This is a genomic window from Duganella sp. CF458 (genome assembly GCF_900113115.1).
In the GTDB taxonomy this organism is placed as follows: domain Bacteria; phylum Pseudomonadota; class Gammaproteobacteria; order Burkholderiales; family Burkholderiaceae_D; genus Rugamonas.
The window spans coordinates 34,432-50,512 of record NZ_FOOF01000023.1 but is presented as its reverse complement, the minus strand read 5'-3'; the positions used below and the strand labels follow the sequence as shown (position 1 = coordinate 50,512).

General features: G+C 63.1%; 18 protein-coding genes. 16 read left to right on the top strand and 2 right to left on the bottom strand.

The window, feature by feature from the left end; all coding sequences use genetic code 11:
• Positions 1 to 51: 51 nt before the first annotated feature.
• Positions 52 to 3,729 carry an ATP-binding protein gene (locus BM269_RS26725; RefSeq protein ID WP_090444817.1) on the bottom strand — a complete coding sequence of 1,226 codons (3,678 nt, stop codon included), beginning with the start codon at positions 3,727 to 3,729 and terminating at the stop codon, positions 52 to 54.
• Positions 3,730 to 3,856: 127 nt separating this feature from the next.
• On the opposite strand from BM269_RS26725, the gene BM269_RS26720 reads away from it, so the two are divergent.
• The 16 genes from BM269_RS26720 to BM269_RS26645 all read left to right on the top strand — a co-directional run bounded on the left by BM269_RS26720 (position 3,857) and on the right by BM269_RS26645 (position 15,773).
• Entirely contained in the window at positions 3,857 to 4,261 is a 405-nt protein-coding gene (locus BM269_RS26720; protein WP_090444814.1) for a hypothetical protein, read from the top strand.
• Between the two features lie 33 nt (positions 4,262 to 4,294).
• Positions 4,295 to 5,635 carry a hypothetical protein gene (locus BM269_RS26715; protein ID WP_090444811.1) on the top strand — a complete coding sequence of 447 codons (1,341 nt, stop codon included), beginning with the start codon at positions 4,295 to 4,297 and terminating at the stop codon, positions 5,633 to 5,635.
• Positions 5,636 to 5,728: 93 nt separating this feature from the next.
• On the top strand, positions 5,729 to 6,490 hold the full coding sequence (locus BM269_RS26710; protein ID WP_090444807.1) for a uracil-DNA glycosylase: 762 nt from the start codon (positions 5,729 to 5,731) through the stop codon (positions 6,488 to 6,490).
• Positions 6,491 to 6,649: 159 nt separating this feature from the next.
• Positions 6,650 to 7,132, top strand: a complete 483-nt coding sequence (gene iscR, locus BM269_RS26705) for a Fe-S cluster assembly transcriptional regulator IscR (RefSeq protein ID WP_057259448.1) — start codon at positions 6,650 to 6,652, stop codon at positions 7,130 to 7,132.
• Positions 7,133 to 7,151: 19 nt separating this feature from the next.
• Positions 7,152 to 8,417 (top strand): IscS subfamily cysteine desulfurase, encoded by a 1,266-nt coding sequence (locus BM269_RS26700; RefSeq protein ID WP_090444803.1) that lies wholly within the window; start codon positions 7,152 to 7,154, stop codon positions 8,415 to 8,417.
• A 37-nt stretch (positions 8,418 to 8,454) separates the two neighbouring features.
• On the top strand, positions 8,455 to 8,838 hold the full coding sequence (gene iscU / locus BM269_RS26695; protein ID WP_028104361.1) for a Fe-S cluster assembly scaffold IscU: 384 nt from the start codon (positions 8,455 to 8,457) through the stop codon (positions 8,836 to 8,838).
• A gap of 19 nt (positions 8,839 to 8,857) precedes the next feature.
• Positions 8,858 to 9,181 (top strand): iron-sulfur cluster assembly protein IscA, encoded by a 324-nt coding sequence (gene iscA, locus BM269_RS26690; protein ID WP_057245543.1) that lies wholly within the window; start codon positions 8,858 to 8,860, stop codon positions 9,179 to 9,181.
• Positions 9,182 to 9,185: 4 nt separating this feature from the next.
• Positions 9,186 to 9,704: a Fe-S protein assembly co-chaperone HscB gene (gene hscB, locus BM269_RS26685; protein WP_090444926.1), complete on the top strand. Its 519-nt coding sequence runs from the start codon at positions 9,186 to 9,188 to the stop codon at positions 9,702 to 9,704.
• Positions 9,704 to 10,231, top strand: coding sequence for a hypothetical protein (locus BM269_RS26680; RefSeq protein WP_090444800.1), 528 nt, complete (start codon positions 9,704 to 9,706; stop codon positions 10,229 to 10,231). Before hscB ends, BM269_RS26680 begins: the two co-directional genes overlap by 1 nt.
• Entirely contained in the window at positions 10,228 to 10,656 is a 429-nt protein-coding gene (locus tag BM269_RS26675; protein ID WP_090444797.1) for a hypothetical protein, read from the top strand. The genes BM269_RS26680 and BM269_RS26675 overlap by 4 nt, the downstream gene beginning before the upstream one ends.
• 9 nt (positions 10,657 to 10,665) lie before the next feature.
• A complete protein-coding gene (hscA, locus tag BM269_RS26670; protein WP_090444794.1) occupies positions 10,666 to 12,546 on the top strand; it encodes a Fe-S protein assembly chaperone HscA in 1,881 nt (626 codons plus the stop codon).
• A gap of 17 nt (positions 12,547 to 12,563) precedes the next feature.
• A complete protein-coding gene (gene fdx / locus BM269_RS26665; RefSeq protein ID WP_090444791.1) occupies positions 12,564 to 12,905 on the top strand; it encodes an ISC system 2Fe-2S type ferredoxin in 342 nt (113 codons plus the stop codon).
• Between the two features lie 16 nt (positions 12,906 to 12,921).
• Positions 12,922 to 13,116 (top strand): Fe-S cluster assembly protein IscX, encoded by a 195-nt coding sequence (gene iscX, locus BM269_RS26660; protein ID WP_090444923.1) that lies wholly within the window; start codon positions 12,922 to 12,924, stop codon positions 13,114 to 13,116.
• Positions 13,103 to 14,029: a class I SAM-dependent methyltransferase gene (locus BM269_RS26655; RefSeq protein ID WP_090444788.1), complete on the top strand. Its 927-nt coding sequence runs from the start codon at positions 13,103 to 13,105 to the stop codon at positions 14,027 to 14,029. The genes iscX and BM269_RS26655 overlap by 14 nt, the downstream gene beginning before the upstream one ends.
• Positions 14,030 to 14,130: 101 nt before the next feature.
• A complete protein-coding gene (ltaE, locus tag BM269_RS26650) occupies positions 14,131 to 15,090 on the top strand; it encodes a low-specificity L-threonine aldolase (protein ID WP_229204815.1) in 960 nt (319 codons plus the stop codon).
• Positions 15,090 to 15,773 (top strand): RNA pseudouridine synthase, encoded by a 684-nt coding sequence (locus tag BM269_RS26645; protein ID WP_090444785.1) that lies wholly within the window; start codon positions 15,090 to 15,092, stop codon positions 15,771 to 15,773. The genes ltaE and BM269_RS26645 overlap by 1 nt, the downstream gene beginning before the upstream one ends.
• A 46-nt stretch (positions 15,774 to 15,819) precedes the next feature.
• On the opposite strand, the gene BM269_RS26640 is transcribed toward BM269_RS26645, so the two are convergent.
• Positions 15,820 to 16,047 carry a DUF2798 domain-containing protein gene (locus BM269_RS26640; RefSeq protein ID WP_090444781.1) on the bottom strand — a complete coding sequence of 76 codons (228 nt, stop codon included), beginning with the start codon at positions 16,045 to 16,047 and terminating at the stop codon, positions 15,820 to 15,822.
• Positions 16,048 to 16,081: the final 34 nt, after the last annotated feature.

Below are 16,081 nucleotides of genomic sequence, written 5' to 3'. Positions count from 1 at the left end.
AATTTCCCCTGATGCAACTATCGTGGCAGCTTTGCAACGCTGCCGACGCATTTAGTCGACCAGCAGGGAGTAAAGCTGGGCCGGTGTAATTGGCTTGACAAGATGGACCGCGAAACCGGCGGCGCGGGCGCGCGCCTGGTCGGCCGGCTGGCCATAGCCGGACAAGGCCACCAGCCGCGTGTTGCCAAAACCGGGCCGGCGCCGCAATTCGGTGGCCAGCTCGTAACCGTCCATGCCGGGCAGGCCGATGTCGAGGATGGCCAGGTCGGGTACGAAGCTGGCGCTGGCCCGCAGCGCGCTGGCGGGATCGCCCACCGCCTGTACTTCATGGCCGCCGACTTCAAGCAAGGCGCGCAAGCCTTGCAACACGTCCTGGTTGTCGTCCACCAGCAGCACGCGGCGCGGCGTCACGGCGGCCGGCCGGACCGGCGTGGCGTCCAAGGCAGGCGCGCCGGCCTGTTCGCTGGCCTGCGGCACGCGGATGGTGAATTCGCTGCCGGCCCCGACGCCGCCGCTGTGCGCCTCGATTTCGCCGCCGTGCAGCTGCACCAGGCTGCGGGCGATCGCCAGGCCCAGCCCCAGCCCGCCGCGCGAGCGGTCGATCGATTGCGGCGCTTGCATGAATTTGTCGAACAGGTGCGGCAGCATGCCGGCATCGATGCCGATGCCGGTATCGCGCACTTTGATCACGACGCTGCCCTGGGCGGCTGCCGCATGCACCAGGATCTGCCCGCCCGGGTTGGAATACTTGGCCGCATTGGTCAACAGGTTGACCAGCACCTGCACAAAGCGCATCGGGTCGGCATCGATCGCCAGGCCCTGCGCCGGCACTTCCAGCTCCAGTGCCTGCTGGCGTTCTTCCAGCAGGCCGCTGACGGTTTCCAGCGCTTGCGCCAAGAGCTTCGCCAGTTCGACGCGCTCCAGCCGCAGCGCGATCTTGCCCTGCGCGATGCGCGCGACGTCCAGCAGGTCGTCCACCAGCCGCACCAGGTGGTGGGCCTGGCGCTCGATGGCGGCATGTTCGCGCGCCAGCCCGCCAACGCCTTTCAGCCGCATCAGTTCCAGCGCGATCAGGATCGGCGACAGCGGATTGCGCAGCTCATGCCCCACCATGGCCAGGAAATCGTCCTTGGTACGGTTTGCCAGTTCGGCGTCGCGCCGCGCACGCACCAGCTCCGTCACTTCAAAGGCCACGATGGCGACACGGTCCACTTCGCCGCGCGCATTGCGTACCGGCTGGTGCACGTAATCGAAGAAGCATTCCTGCAGGCCGCTTTCGCGCTTCAGCATGACGCGGCGCGCCTTGCCGGACACCGGCTGGCCGCTCACCAGCGCCAATTCCACCTCTTCCAGCATGCCCTGGCCCTCCAGTTCGGGGAAGGCTCGCCGCATCGGCAAGCCAATCAGCTCGCGCCGCCAGCTCAGCTCCACGAAACGGTCGTTGGCCAGTTCAAAGCCAAGGTCGGGGCCGCGCACGATGGCGATGGCGGCCGGCGCCTGCTGGAAGGTGCTGGCCATGCGCGCCATATGGGCGCGTTCGGCCTGGCGGATGCGGGCCCGCATCAGTTGCGAGTCCACGCGCGTCAACAGTTCGCGCGCGGAGAAGGGCTTGACCAGGTAGTCGTCGGCGCCGGCATTGACGCCTTCGATGCGCGCCTCTTCCCCGGCGCGGGCCGACAGCAGCAGCACCGGCACGTCGTGCAGCGCCCGCTCGGCGCGCATGGCGGCGATCAGGCCGAAGCCGTCCAGCTCCGGCATCATCACGTCGGACACCACCAGGTCCGGCAGTTCGCCCGCCATGGCTTCCAGCGCTTCGCGGCCGTTGGCGGCGGTGCGGACGTGCCAGCGCTGGCGCAGCAGGCGCGCCAGGTAGTCGCGCATGTCGGCATTGTCGTCCACCACCAGCACGCGCGCGCCCAGGGTCAGCACGCTGTCGTCGTCGGCCAGGTCGAGGAATGGTTCCTCGCTGTCTTCTTCCGGCAGCCAGCGCTGCGCCTCCAGCCGGAAGGCTTCGCGTATTTCACTGGTGTCGGCGGTGCCATCGTTGCACAACTGGTCGTCGCGCAGGTGGCTGCGGCCCAGCGGCAGCGTGATGGTGAAGGTGCTGCCAGTGCCCAGCGTGCTTGCCAGTTCGATGCGGCCGTGCAGCAGCTCTACCAGGTCGCGCACCAGCGCCAGGCCGATGCCGGAACCTTCGTGGGTACGCGAGCGTGCGCCTTCCACGCGGCGGAAGCGCTCGAAGATGTGCTGCTGTTGATCGTCCGATATGCCGACGCCGGTGTCGGTGACCGCCAGCACGGCTGCCTGGCCTTGCTGGCGCAGGCTGACCGTGATGCCGCCATCAAAAGTGAACTTGAAGGCATTGGACAGCAGGTTCAGGACGATCTTTTCGAACAGCGCGATATCGACCCAGGCGTGGGCATCGATCTCTTCGCAGTCGACGGCCAGGGTCAGGCCCGCGCTTTCAACTACCGACCGGAAGCCGCTGGCCAGGTCGCGGGTGAGGGCTGCCAGGTCGACCTGGGCGTAACTGGCCTGCATGCGCCCGGCCTGCACGCGCGAGAAATCGAGCAAGGTGTTGACCAGCTTTTGCAGGCGCAAGGCATTGCGCTGGGCCAGCCGCAAGCGCTCGTGATGCGCGGCAGGCAGGCGGCTGGCGCTGTCGTTCAATGCCTCTTCGATGGGACCGAGCATCAGCGTCAGCGGGGTGCGGAACTCATGGCTCACGTTGCTGAAGAAGGCGGTCTTGGCCCGGTCCAGCTCCGCCAGCGCTTCGGCGCGCTGGCGCTGCTCGGCCGCGGCGCTGGCGTTCTGCACCGCAGCTGACAGCTGTCCCGCCACCAGCTCGCAGAAGGTGCGGTATTCGGCATCGAGCTGGCGCACCGGACTGGTGCCCAGCACCAGTACGCCGTCGGTGATCGGCAAGGCCAGCGCCACCCTTACCTCTTGCCCGGCCAGGCCGCGCGGCAGGCCGGGCATGCCGGCGGTCGCAAACGTCACCGGTTCGCCGCTTTCCAGCACCGCGTCGACCGGCCACAGCGCCAGCTCGCAAGCCTGCTCCGCCACGTGCGCGGTTTGCTGCAGGCGCATCGTGTCGCCCACCCGCTTGAACAGCAGGGCGAACGGGATGTCCGCCGGATTCCCGGCGATGGTGTGCATGGCGGTGGCACAGGCGCTGGCCACGTCCGGCTCGCGCAGGGCGCTGGCCGACAGGGTCGACAGCGCGGCCAGGCGGCGCGCGTTCAGGCGCGTATCGGTGGTGTCGGTGGAAGGGCAGAACAGGCCGCCCACGGCGCCGGCTTCGTTGAAGATCGGGCTATACGAGAAGGAGTACCAGACTTCCTCCACCCAGTCGCCGCGGCTCATGAACAGTTGGACCGCGTCGACATAGCTTGGTTCGGCGCGCTGGAACACCTTGTCTGCCAGCGGGCCGCAAAAATGCCAGATCTCGGCCCAGACTTCCTGCGCCGGCCGGCCCAGCGCCCACGGGTGCTTGGCCGCGCCCAGCACGTCGATGTAGGCGTCGTTGTAGAGAAAGGTGGCGTGCGGGCCCCAGCCGATCCAGATCGGGTGGCTCGAGTTGAGCATCAGGTTGACGGTGGTGCGCAGGCTCTGCGGCCAATCAGCGAGCGGGCCAAGCGGCGTGGAAGACCAGTCGAAGGCCGCAATCTGCCGGCCTAGCGAACCTGGAGAAGCAAGGAATTGCAGGCCTTCCGGTTTGGTAGTCACATATTTCTCGAACTGTAATTTTTAGCAATTCTGCACTGTACGAAACTTCAACGGCGCACACAAGAGTCCTCTGTAAAGCGCCCCGGCCGCGTTTGACAGCACGATGCAAGCAACGGATACTGGGGCGATGACGATGCCGCCTTTCCCCATCCGCAAGGAGTGCCCGCCGGGCGCCTGCGACTGCCAGCGCGAGTCGCTGCTGGAGGACCCGCAGGCCGACTTGCGCGTGCTGCTTCTGACCAAGGAAGAAGAGAAGCGCCTGCTCGAGCGCATCGAGGCCATTTCCACCTATGCTGAGCTGATGCGCGTTGGCCAGCGGCTGCAAGAGCAGTTGGGCGTTTCGGTGCGTATCACCCCCGGCCCGAATGAAGTGCGCACGGTGCGCGGCTTCCAGATCGAGCTGGGCGACCGGCCCGGCCTATGCCGCAAGACGCGCCAATCTGTACCCGCGGCGATACGGAAATGCCTGGATCGTCACCCCGAAATCGCTTTCGCCATCTTGAATGCCCACGATTTGTTTGCTGGGCAGTAAAATATCTTTACTTACTATCAAATCGAAAGCTGTATGTTTTGCAATATTCCGCGCATGCTCGGCATGCCTCTCCTGGCCGCCATGCTGTTCCAGGCGCCGGCCTGGGGGCAGGATGTGTCGGCCCGCCTGGAGCAATTGCGCGAGTTTTCCTACCTGGCCACCGGTGGCACCCTGGCCGAACTGCAGAAGCTGAAACCGCAAGTGGGGCAGTGGCCGCAGCGCGACCAGGCGACCTATTTCTCGGTACTCAGCAAGGTAACCCGGAGCGCGGACCGTGCCGCGTCGCTGCAGGCGGTGGCAGAGGAAGAGCGCATCGGCCGTCAGTTGGATGACGAGTCGATCATCGCCAACAGCTTGCTCGACCGTTCCTACCTGTTTTCCGCCCTCGACGATAGGGAAGCGGCCAGCAAAAACCTGGAAATGGCGCGCCAGCTGGCCGACCAGACCAGCGACTTTGCGCTGCAGGCCAAAGTGATACTCACGGTCGGCCAGGACGAAATCCGGCAGGGCAATGGCCGCAAGGGACTCGAGTACATCGACCGTGCCGTGGCGCTGGCCGACAAGTCGGGCCAGCCCCTCGCCCAGTTCATGGCCTTGCGCGCCAGGGCGTATGCATTGAATGGCCTGGCCGGCGGCAGCCAGGAAGCGCTCAAGTCGATCGACGTGTTGAAGGCCAAGGCCGCACTGATCCCGCTCGACGGCCCGATGATCCGCGCCCGTTATGCCGAGTGGGAAATCGCCGAAAGCGCGGGCCAGGTTGCGCGCGCGCGGGATGCCCTGAACGATGTGGTGGCATGGCTCCAGAAGCATCGCATGGACGAAGATGTGCCCGAGTTGCAGGTCACCCTGGCCGACATGAGCCTGAAAAGCCAGGATTACAGGGAAGCGCTGGCGCTCAGCCAGGAGTCGAAGAAAGCGGCCCTGGCCACCGGCAACACCGAAATGGCGGAAATTTCGCAGTTTAACGAGGGGATCGCCCTGATCTACCTGGGCCAGCTGGACGTGGGGCGCGAAGCGATCGAGGCGGTCAACATCGAGATGATGGATGCCGACGCGCTGTCCGAATATGCGCGGGCGCTGGAATACGTGGGCCTGAAAGAACTGGCCCTGCAGGTCTATGCGCGGGCCAGGCGCAAGGCGCTGGACGCCAGCACGGCCCAGTCCCAGATCCAGAAAAAAGAGCGCGAGGACGAAGAACTGTTGCGCCAGAACGGGGAAAACTCGAAAGAGTTGCGCAACCAGTCGAAGTTGCGGCTGGCCTGGTCGGTTGCCGCTGCCCTGGCGGCGGCCGCCTTGTTGGCCGTAGCCTTCCTGTATCGCAAGCTGCGTGCCGCCAACGTCAAGCTGAAGCATTCGGATTCCCTGGCGGAGTAGCGGCATGGAGCGCAGGCGCGATCACCTGCCAGCCATAGACCGCGCCGGCTGGCGGCGATACAATCTCGCCTTTGCCTATCGCCGACAGCCGCCATGACGATTCCCAGCCCTATCCTGCAAGCGCTCGACCGCGCCCACCCTTCGTGGCGCCCGATCCTGGAGCGCGGCCTGCAGGCGATGGCGGCGGCCAACCCGTCCTACTTGCCTGAACTGGCGGCCGACAGCTACCTGCCGACCGAATTGCGCTTGTTCGCCGCCTTCCAGCAGCCGCTGGACCAGGTGCGCTATGTGCTGGTGGGGGAGGGGCCTTATCCGCGCGCAGAGAGCGCAACGGGCGTGTGCTTCATGGACGGCGCCGTGCAGGGCCTGTGGTCGGAACAAGCGGGCGGCGGCCTGTCCAAGCCGGTCAACAAGGCCACGTCGCTGCGCAACTTCATGAAAATGCTGCTGGTCGCCGACGGCCAGCTGGAAGAGTCGAATACCGCCGGTGAAGCGCTGGCTGCCTGCTCGACCCGCGCCAAATCGGGCGCCGCCATCCAGACCCTGGCCGAAATGCAGGAGCGCCTGCACCGCCATGGCTTCCTGCTGCTGAACGCCTCGCTGGTGTTCCGCGCGCATGTTGCTCCCGTGAAAGACGCCAAGGCCTGGCTGCCATTCTTTGCAACAGTCATGCAGTCGCTGGCCATCCAGCAGCCAACCTTGATTCTGTGGGGGAAAATCGCCGAGCAACTGAACAAGTTGCCGAGCGTGCAGGCGCTGCCGCAGATCGCCGCCGAACATCCCTACAACCTGTCGTTTATTGCCAATAAGGAAATGCAGGCGCTGTTTGGCCCGATGGGGCTGCTGAGGCGCTGAGCGGGGTAGCCGCGCCGGCGCGAATTGCCCCTCGGACAGCAAGAGGCGCGTCCGGCAAGGTCTGCGCAAGTCTGGTATACTTGACTAAATCGTTCAAGTAATCGGGTTTTGATTTGCGAGAACAGAACGATATTTTAACTGAGTTGAACCGAGGTTGTGATGCGTCTGACTACCAAAGGCCGTTTTGCAGTGACTGCGATGATTGACCTGGCCATGCGCCAGGGCAAGGGTCCGGTAACGCTTTCCGGAATCAGCCAGCGCCAGTCGATTTCCCTGTCTTATCTCGAACAATTGTTCGGCAAGCTGCGCCGCCACGAAATCGTGGAATCGATCCGCGGCCCTGGCGGCGGCTACAGCCTGGCCCGCAAGGCAGACAAGGTGACCGTCGCCGACATCATTATTGCTGTTGACGAACCGCTCGATGCAACCCAGTGCGGCGGCAAGGAGAATTGCCACGGCGCCGACCACGCCAACGGCGCCCGCTGCATGACCCACGAACTGTGGGCCACCCTGAATGAAAAGATGGTCGACTACCTGGATTCCGTGTCGCTGCAGGACCTGGTGGACCAGCAAAAAGCCAAAGCCGCGGCAGAGCAGCCAGTCCATGTGCACCGCAACAGCAACCAAGCAGCCCTCGGTTAACCGAATTGGAGTAATTTAGATGAACGCCCCCGAAAAGAACGTCGCCCAGGTAGCACCGGTAGAATTCAAGACCGCGCCGCACTTCCCGATTTACATGGACTACTCGGCCACCACGCCGATCGATCCACGCGTTGCGGACAAGATGATCCCTTACCTGCGCGAACAGTTCGGCAACCCGGCATCCCGCAGCCACATGTACGGCTGGACCGCGGAAGCAGCGGTGGAAGAAGCGCGCGGCCACGTGGCCGCCCTGGTCAACGCCGACCCGCGCGAAATCATCTGGACCTCCGGCGCCACCGAATCGAACAACCTTGCCCTGAAAGGCGCGGCCAACTTCTACAAGTCCAAGGGCAAGCACATCATCACCGTGAAAACCGAGCACAAATCCGTGCTGGACACCGTGCGTGAGCTGGAGCGCCAGGGCTTCGACGCCACCTACCTGGATACCCAGGACAATGGCCTGATCACCATCGAACAACTGGAAGCGGCCGTGCGTCCGGACACCATCCTGATCTCGGTCATGATGGTCAACAATGAAATCGGCGTGATCCAGCCGATCAAGGAAATCGCCGCCTTCTGCCGCAAGAAAGGCATCATCTTCCACTGCGACGCCGCGCAAGCGACCGGCAAGGTGGCGATCGACCTGCAAGAGCTGAAAGTCGACCTGATGACCTTCACCGCGCACAAGACCTACGGCCCGAAAGGCGTGGGCGCCCTGTACGTCTGCCGCAAGCCGCGCGTGCGTATCGAAGCGCAGATGCACGGCGGCGGCCACGAGCGCGGCCTGCGCTCCGGCACCCTGCCAACCCACCAGATCGTGGCGATGGGCGAAGCGTTCCGCCTGGCCAAGGAGGAAATGGAGTCCGAAATCGCCCGCATCCGCGCCCTGCGCGACCGCCTGGCGACCGGCCTGCAGGAAATCGAGGAAACCTACGTCAACGGCGACATGGACCACCGCGTGCCGCACAACCTGAACGTGAGCTTCAACTTCGTGGAAGGCGAGTCCCTGATCATGGCCGTGAAAGACCTGGCCGTATCGTCCGGTTCGGCCTGCACCTCGGCTTCGCTGGAGCCGTCCTACGTGCTGCGTGCCCTGGGCCGCAGCGACGAACTGGCGCACAGCTCGATCCGTTTCACCATCGGCCGCTTCACCACCGAAAAAGACGTCGACTTCGCCGTCGAACTGCTGAAAGGCAAAGTGGGCAAGCTGCGCGAACTGTCCCCGCTGTGGGAAATGTACAAGGATGGCGTGGACCTCTCCACCATCCAGTGGGCGGCGCACTAAGCGCACAGCAGAATTCTTAGATTACAGGAGCATCAAAATGGCATACTCGGAAAAAGTCCTCGACCACTACGAAAACCCGCGCAACGTCGGTTCCTTTGAAAAGGGCGACGAGACGGTCGGTACCGGCATGGTCGGCGCGCCTGCTTGCGGCGACGTGATGAAGCTGCAGATCAAGGTCGGCGCGGACGGCAAGATCGAAGACGCAAAGTTCAAGACCTACGGCTGCGGCTCGGCAATCGCCTCCAGCTCGCTGGTGACCGAATGGGTGAAGGGCAAGTCGCTGGATGAAGCGCTGGCCATCAAGAACACCCAGATCGCGGAAGAACTGGCCCTGCCGCCAGTGAAGATCCACTGCTCCATCCTGGCTGAAGACGCCATCAAGGCGGCTGTGAACGACTACAAGGCAAAACACGGCGCCTAATCAGCGCTCGGAGGAAGTAATGGCAATCACCCTGACCGAAAAAGCAGCCAAGCATATCAACCGCTACATCGAGCGTCGCGGAAAGGGCATTGGCCTGCGCTTTGGCGTACGCACGACCGGCTGCTCCGGTCTGGCCTACAAGCTGGAATACGTGGACGAAGTGACGGCGGAAGATTCCGTCTTCGAGTCGTTCGGCGTGAAGGTCTTCGTTGACCCGAAAAGCCTGCCGTACATCGACGGCACCGAGCTGGACTTCGCGCGCGAAGGCTTGAACGAAGGCTTCAAGTTCAACAACCCGAACGAGAAGGATGCATGCGGCTGCGGCGAAAGCTTCCGCATTTAATATCGTGCAGAACCACTTCGAACTCTTCCAGCTTCCCCAGCAGTTCGCCGTCGATACGGGCGCCCTGGACGCCGCCTACCGCGAAGTCCAGAGCCGCGTCCATCCCGACAAGTTCGTCAATGCCACCGATGCCGAAAAGCGCGTTGCCATGCAGTGGTCGACCCGTTCCAACGAGGCTTACCAGACCCTGAAGAATCCGCAGAAGCGCGCGCAATACCTGTGCGAGCTGAATGGCGTCGATTTGAAGATGGAATCCAACACGGCCATGCCGATGGAATTCCTGATGCAGCAGATGGAGTGGCGTGAAGAGCTGTCCGAAGCGCGCGCCGGCAAGGATGGCGATCTGCTCGACAAGCTGGACCGCCAGTTGCGCGCCGCCCGCAAGGGCCAGTTGGCGGAGATCGAACAGCATTGCAACGCCGGTGACTATCACGCCGTCGCGCAAGGTGTGCGCGCCATGATGTTCATCGAGAAATTTAAGGAAGAGGTAGAGCATACGTTTGCCATCATCGAGGAGGCTTGATGCCCGACAGCCAATTGTTTGGCGCTTTGTTGCCCAATTTGGATGCCTTTTGGCTCCAACACGGCGAAAAGCTTAAGTTGGTTGCAGAAGTATTTAAGATTGTTGGTGCAGGTGCTTCGTTTTTCGCAGTCTGGAAGCTGAAGGCAATCGAAAAGCGATACCTGTTCCGCGCCACGATTCCCGGGTTAATGGAAAAGATCGATGGCTCACTGGTGGTGCTGAATGCCTGGTTGGGCGAACCGGAAGCGTATCAAACCCAGTTAACTGAGGCGCTGAATCACCTTTGGGCCGATACTAAGTCTGCACGGCGAAGAACCCGGGGGGATGCGAACGAGGCGGCAGAAAGTTTGATCGCAGCAATGCGTCGCGGTGGAATTGAACCACGATTCTGGCAAGTCTGGATTGTTCATTTTGCTGGGGCGCCTTCGCCATCGCGGGAAGCGATTCTCGATATATTTGGGAAAGCGAGCGGCTTGGTTCGCACGTTGGAAAATGAGTTGGATGACGCTACTTGGAGTAACAAATGAGTGAAAACAAGTACGATCAGGCAGTCTTTAAGATCTTCGAAATGACTCATAATGGCGAGTTGGCGTGGTCAAAAGAGACGGCCCCAGAGACTCTCGTTAAAGGTACGGAGTCGCAATACCCTGCCTTTTATGAAACAGAGTATCAAGGGCGGCGGTTGGCGTTGTATCGTGAGCGTTATTACCATTTGCCAGGGCTTGGTGTAACGGCAGTGATGAGTTTCTCGGCGTTGACTGGGCGTGACGAAAGGCCCGGCTGGCGGGAGCGCGCAGTTCTTGCCTTGTTGGATGATGGTGGAGATGTTGTATTTGAGTTTCCTGCCTCTCGACAGACAAAACATCTGTTGGACGCTGTCTGTCATAAGACTTCTGATGTTGACCAGTTTGTAAATGGTCTTTTGAGTACTACAGAGCCTTCTAAGGCGTGAAATAGATAAATGGCACTTTTGCAGATTTCCGAACCGGGCATGTCGACTGCCCCGCACCAGCACCGCCTGGCAGTGGGTATCGACCTCGGCACCACCAATTCGCTGGTCGCGACCGTCCGCAGCAGCATTCCTGAAGTGCTGAACGACGAGGAAGGCCACCCGTTGCTGCCGTCCGTGGTGCGTTACCTGCCGAACGGCCATGCCAACATCGGCTACAAGGCGCAAGCCCACCAGACCACCGACCCGAAGAACACCATCGTTTCGGTCAAGCGTTTCATGGGCCGCGGCCTGAAGGACATCGCCTACGCCGAGAACCTGCCGTACGATTTCGTCGATGCGCCCGGCATGGTGCAGCTGAAGACCGTGGCCGGCGTCAAATCGCCGGTGGAAGTCTCGGCCCAGATCCTGGCCACCCTGCGCCAGCGCGCGGAAGACTCGCTGGGCGACGACCTGGTCGGCGCCGTGATCACCGTGCCGGCATACTTCGATGAAGCGCAGCGCCAGGCCACCAAGGATGCGGCGCAACTGGCCGGCATCAACGTTCTGCGCCTGCTGTCCGAACCGACTGCCGCGGCAATCGCCTATGGCCTGGATAACGGCTCCGAAGGCATCTTCGCCGTGTACGACCTGGGCGGCGGCACTTTCGACATCTCGATCCTGAAGCTGTCCAAAGGCGTGTTTGAAGTGCTGGCTACCGGCGGCGACTCCGCGCTGGGCGGCGACGACTTCGACCACCGCCTGTTCTGCTGGGTGCATGAGCAGGAAAAGCTCGCGCCGTTGTCCGACGAAGACACCGCCACCCTGATGGTGAAAGCGCGCGAAGCGAAAGAGCTGCTGTCGACCAAGCCGGAAGTAACCATCGACGCCATGCTGCGCTCGGGCGAAGAAGTCCACCAGCGCATCACCCCTGAAATTTTCGCCGACATCACCAAGCACCTGGTTGCCAAGACCATGAACGCGGTGAAGAAGGCCCTGCGCGACGCCAGCCTCGACGCCGACGATATCGACGGCGTGGTCATGGTGGGCGGCGCCACCCGCATGCCGCACGTGCAGCGCGCGGTAGGCGAATACTTCCACACCATCCCGCACGCCAACATCGACCCGGACAAGGTGGTGGCGCTGGGCGCGGCGATCCAGGCCAACCTGCTGGCCGGCAACCGCGCCGCGGGCGACGACTGGCTGCTGCTGGACGTGATCCCGCTGTCGCTGGGCATCGAGACCATGGGCGGCCTGGTCGAGAAGATCATTCCGCGCAACTCGACCATCCCATGCGCCCGCGCGCAGGAATTCACCACCTTCAAGGATGGCCAGACCGCGCTGGCAGTGCACGTGCTGCAAGGCGAGCGCGAACTGGTCAGCGACTGCCGTTCGCTGGCCCGCTTTGAACTGCGCGGCATCCCGCCCATGGCGGCCGGCGCTGCGCGCATCCGCATCACCTACCAGGTGGACGCCGACGGCCTGCTGTCGGTCTCCGCGCGCGAACTGCGCTCCAATGTGGAAGCTTCGATCACGGTCAAGCCTTCGTACGGCCTGGGCGACGACGACGTGGCGCGCATGCTGTCCGAATCGCACACCGAAGCGGAAGCCGACATGAAAGCCCGCGCTTTGCGCGAAGAACAGGTGGAAGCCGAGCGCATCATGCTGGCCACCCAGTCCGCGCTGGACGAAGACGGCAACCTGCTGAACGACGACGAGCGCGCCGCCATCAACGCCCTGATGGCCACCACCATGGACATGCTGGTGAAATCCGGCAGCGGCGAAGCCGACCACTACGCGGTAAAAGCCGCCTACGAAGCCCTGGCCCAGGGCACCGAAGAATTCGCATCGCGCCGCATGGACCGCAGCGTGCGCAGCGCACTGGCCGGCAAGACGCTGGACCAGGTTGTTTAATTGACTGAGGAATAGAAGTGCCACAAATCGTCATCCTGCCGCATGCCAAGCTGTGCCCCGAAGGCGCCGTGATCGAAACCGAAGCAGGGAAGTCCGTGTGCGACGTCCTGCTGGAAAACGACATCCACATCGAACACGCCTGCGAGAAATCCTGCGCCTGCACCACTTGCCACGTGCTGGTGCGTGAAGGCTTCAATTCGCTGAACGAAGCGACCGACACGGAAGAAGACCTACTGGACAAAGCCTGGGGCCTGGAAGCCTGCTCGCGCCTGTCCTGCCAGTCCATCGTGGCGGACGAAGACCTGGTCATCGAAATTCCGAAGTACACGATCAACCACGCCAGCGAAGGCGGCCACTGAGCCGAGGTGCACCATGCTGAAATGGAGTGATGTCACGGCGATTGCCGAAGCCCTGTACGACAAGTTCCCGGACGTCGACCCGACCACCGTGCGCTTTGTCGACCTGCACAACTGGATCGTCGACCTGGACGGCTTCGACGACGACCATAAGCGCGGCGGCGAAAAGGTACTGGAAGCCATCCAGCAGGCGTGGATCGATGAAGCGCAGTAAGGCCGCAACCGGCGCCAGGCCGGCACCGGCGCCGCTGCCAACCACCGTCACCGACATCCCGGAGGTCAAGCCCGGCCAATCGGTCGCGCTGCTGCAGGAACTGCATATCCTGACCCGCGACGGCAAACTGAATCAGGACAGCCGCCGCAAGCTGAAACAGGTCTACCACCTGTACCAGTTCATCGAACCGCTGCTGAACGACGTGCGTTCGGCCAAGGGCTCGGTCTCGCTGGTCGATCATGGGGCAGGGAAGTCCTACCTCGGCTTCATCATCTACGACCTGTTCTTCAAGGCCCTGGGCGACGACTCGCACATCTACGGCATCGAAACGCGCGAAGAGCTGGTCGCACGCTCCGAAGAACTGGCGCGCAAATTCGAGTTCCCTGGCATGAGCTTCCTGCCGCTGTCGGTGGCTGAATCGACCACCTCCGACCAACTGCCGGAGCAGATCGACATCGTCACCGCACTGCACGCCTGCAATACCGCCACCGACGATGCCATCGATTTCGCGCTGAAGAAGAAGGCCAAGCACATCGTGCTGGTGCCATGCTGCCAGGCCGAAGTCGCATCCGTGCTACGCAAGAACAAAGGCTCCTCGCTGGGCAAGAACGTACTGACCGAATTGTGGCGCCACCCGATTCACACCCGTGAATTCGGCAGCCAGATCACCAACGTGCTGCGCTGCCTGCAACTGGAATCGCACGGCTACCAGGTCACCGTCACTGAGCTCGTCGGCTGGGAGCACTCGATGAAGAATGAGCTGATCGTAGCCACGTACAAGAACCTGCCGCGCCGAAAGCCTGCCGAGCGATTGAAGGAAGTGCTGTCCACCATCGGCCTCGACGAAATGGGCGAACGCTTCTACACCGGCGCGCCCGCCGCTGTGCCTTCGGACGCCGAGGTGGCGCCGTGAGCACCGGCTATCCCGCCGGCGCAGGGTCGACTCCGCTCGCCGCTGACGGCGAGCGCTGGATCGACCTGCGCAGCGACACCGTTACACACCCGAGCGCCGCGATGCGCGAAGCGATGTTCACCGCGCAGGTGGGCGACGACGTGTACGGCGACGATCCGACCGTCAACGCCCTGCAAGCCTACGCCGCGGAACTCTTCGGTTACGAAGCCGCCCTGTTCGCACCCAGCGGCACGCAAACCAACCTGATCGCCCTGTTGGCCCACTGCGGCAGGGGAGACGAATACCTGGTCGGCCAGGAAGCCCACACCTACAAATACGAAGGTGGCGGCGCAGCGGTCCTCGGCAGCATCCAGCCCCAGCCGCTCACCAACCAGCCCGACGGCAGCATCGCCCTGCAAGACATCGAAGCCGCCATCAAGCCGCACGACTTCCACTTCGCCCGTACCAGGCTGCTGGCACTGGAAAACACCATCGGCGGAAAAGTCCTGCCGCAGCAGTACCTTGCACAAGCCACCCGCTTAGCGCACGCACGCGGCCTGGCCACGCACCTTGACGGAGCGCGCGTCTGCAACGCCGCAGTCAAGCAAGGCACCACCCTGCAAGAGGCCGTGAAAGGCTTCGACAGCGTATCCGTCTGCCTGAGCAAAGGCCTCGGCGCCCCGGTCGGCTCCGTCCTGTGCGGCAGCCGGGAACTGATCGAGCAGGGCAAGCGCTGGCGGAAAATGCTGGGTGGCGGCATGCGCCAAGCCGGCGTGATCGCCGCCGCGGGCCTGTATGCCCTGCAGAACAACGTCCAACGCCTGGCCGAAGACCACGCCAACGCCAGCTGGCTGGCTGCCGAACTGGCGAAGATCGGCGTGCTGCAAGTCAGCGTGCCGCACACGAACATCCTGTTCGTCACCATGCCGCGCGAAGCCTGCGAAGGCCTGAACTCCGCGCTGGCAGCGGAACGCATCCGCGTTTCGATGGCGCCGACATTGCGCCTTGTGACCCACCTGGACGTAACGCGCGCCGACCTTGAACACGTCGCCGCCGTTTTCGCCCACTACTTCAAGCAATAATGAACAACGAAGACAACACCATCCGCCTCGCCAAGCGCGTGGCGGACATGGTTCCATGCTCGCGCCGCGAAGCGGAAAACTACATCGAAGGCGCCTACGTCACAGTTGACGGCGAACTTGTCGAAGAACCAGGCGCGCGCGTCGCACCCGGCCAACAAGTTGTGCTCTCGCCCGACGCAACCCTGCTCGACATCGCGCCAGTCACGATCCTCCTGAACAAGCCAGCGGGCGCCGACGCACTGGCCTGCCTCCAGCCGGAAGCCCGCAGCAAGGACGCCCAGCGCATCCGCTTCCTCAAGCGCCACCTGCGCAATCTGACGGCGTGCCTGGCGCTGGACAAGCAGGCCAGCGGCCTGTTCGTGTTCACGCAAGACTTCCGCATCGCTCGCAAATTGGTGGATGAAGGCGCCACTGTCGAACAGGAATTGATCGTCGATGTGGAAGGCGAGATTGCCGACAACGGCCTCACGCTGCTCAATCAAGGCGCCGGCAAAGTAAGTTGGCAAAACGAGCACCGCCTGCGTTTCGCTGTGAAGCCGCCCAAGCCAGCCCTGGTCGCCAAGCTATGCGCCGACGTTGGCCTGGAGGCCACCGCCGTCAAGCGTCAACGCATCGGCCGCATTTCCATGGCCGGCCTGCAGCCCGGCGAATGGCGCTACCTCCAAGGCTACGAGCGCTTCTAATCCCACTAAAGCCGAGTTCGTGTCCCACCATGGTGGGACACGGGCTCTAGCGTAGTGCGGCGGCGAGGCGCAGGCTTGCGCGCTGCACCATCGGGGCGATCGTCATCACGGCGAAAAAGGCTGCCGGCCAGGCGGCAAGGAAGGCGTGTCCCCAACGCGCGGCATATTCCGTCGTGAGCCCGACATTCAGGAAAGTAATCCAGCCGCTCATGATGACGGTCATCAGGAACGACATCAGGGCCGCAAAAATCATCCGGGTACGCAGGTCTGTCATGGTGTTCTCCAGCTAATTGGTCATTGCCTCCAGC

Excerpts from the sequence above, each read along its gene's own strand:
- BM269_RS26675 (WP_090444797.1), top strand. The coding sequence starts at position 10,228 with ATGAGTGAAAACAAGTACGATCAGGCAGTCTTTAAGATCTTCGAAATG.
- hscA (WP_090444794.1), top strand. The coding sequence starts at position 10,666 with ATGGCACTTTTGCAGATTTCCGAACCGGGCATGTCGACTGCCCCGCAC.
- iscA (WP_057245543.1), top strand. The coding sequence starts at position 8,858 with ATGGCAATCACCCTGACCGAAAAAGCAGCCAAGCATATCAACCGCTAC.
- BM269_RS26680 (WP_090444800.1), top strand. The coding sequence starts at position 9,704 with ATGCCCGACAGCCAATTGTTTGGCGCTTTGTTGCCCAATTTGGATGCC.
- BM269_RS26645 (WP_090444785.1), top strand. The coding sequence starts at position 15,090 with ATGAACAACGAAGACAACACCATCCGCCTCGCCAAGCGCGTGGCGGAC.
- iscU (WP_028104361.1), top strand. The coding sequence starts at position 8,455 with ATGGCATACTCGGAAAAAGTCCTCGACCACTACGAAAACCCGCGCAAC.
- BM269_RS26640 (WP_090444781.1), bottom strand. The coding sequence starts at position 16,047 with ATGACAGACCTGCGTACCCGGATGATTTTTGCGGCCCTGATGTCGTTC.
- BM269_RS26720 (WP_090444814.1), top strand. The coding sequence starts at position 3,857 with ATGACGATGCCGCCTTTCCCCATCCGCAAGGAGTGCCCGCCGGGCGCC.
- iscR (WP_057259448.1), top strand. The coding sequence starts at position 6,650 with ATGCGTCTGACTACCAAAGGCCGTTTTGCAGTGACTGCGATGATTGAC.
- BM269_RS26700 (WP_090444803.1), top strand. The coding sequence starts at position 7,152 with ATGAACGCCCCCGAAAAGAACGTCGCCCAGGTAGCACCGGTAGAATTC.
- BM269_RS26710 (WP_090444807.1), top strand. The coding sequence starts at position 5,729 with ATGACGATTCCCAGCCCTATCCTGCAAGCGCTCGACCGCGCCCACCCT.
- ltaE (WP_229204815.1), top strand. The coding sequence starts at position 14,131 with ATGCGCGAAGCGATGTTCACCGCGCAGGTGGGCGACGACGTGTACGGC.
- BM269_RS26715 (WP_090444811.1), top strand. The coding sequence starts at position 4,295 with ATGTTTTGCAATATTCCGCGCATGCTCGGCATGCCTCTCCTGGCCGCC.
- BM269_RS26655 (WP_090444788.1), top strand. The coding sequence starts at position 13,103 with ATGAAGCGCAGTAAGGCCGCAACCGGCGCCAGGCCGGCACCGGCGCCG.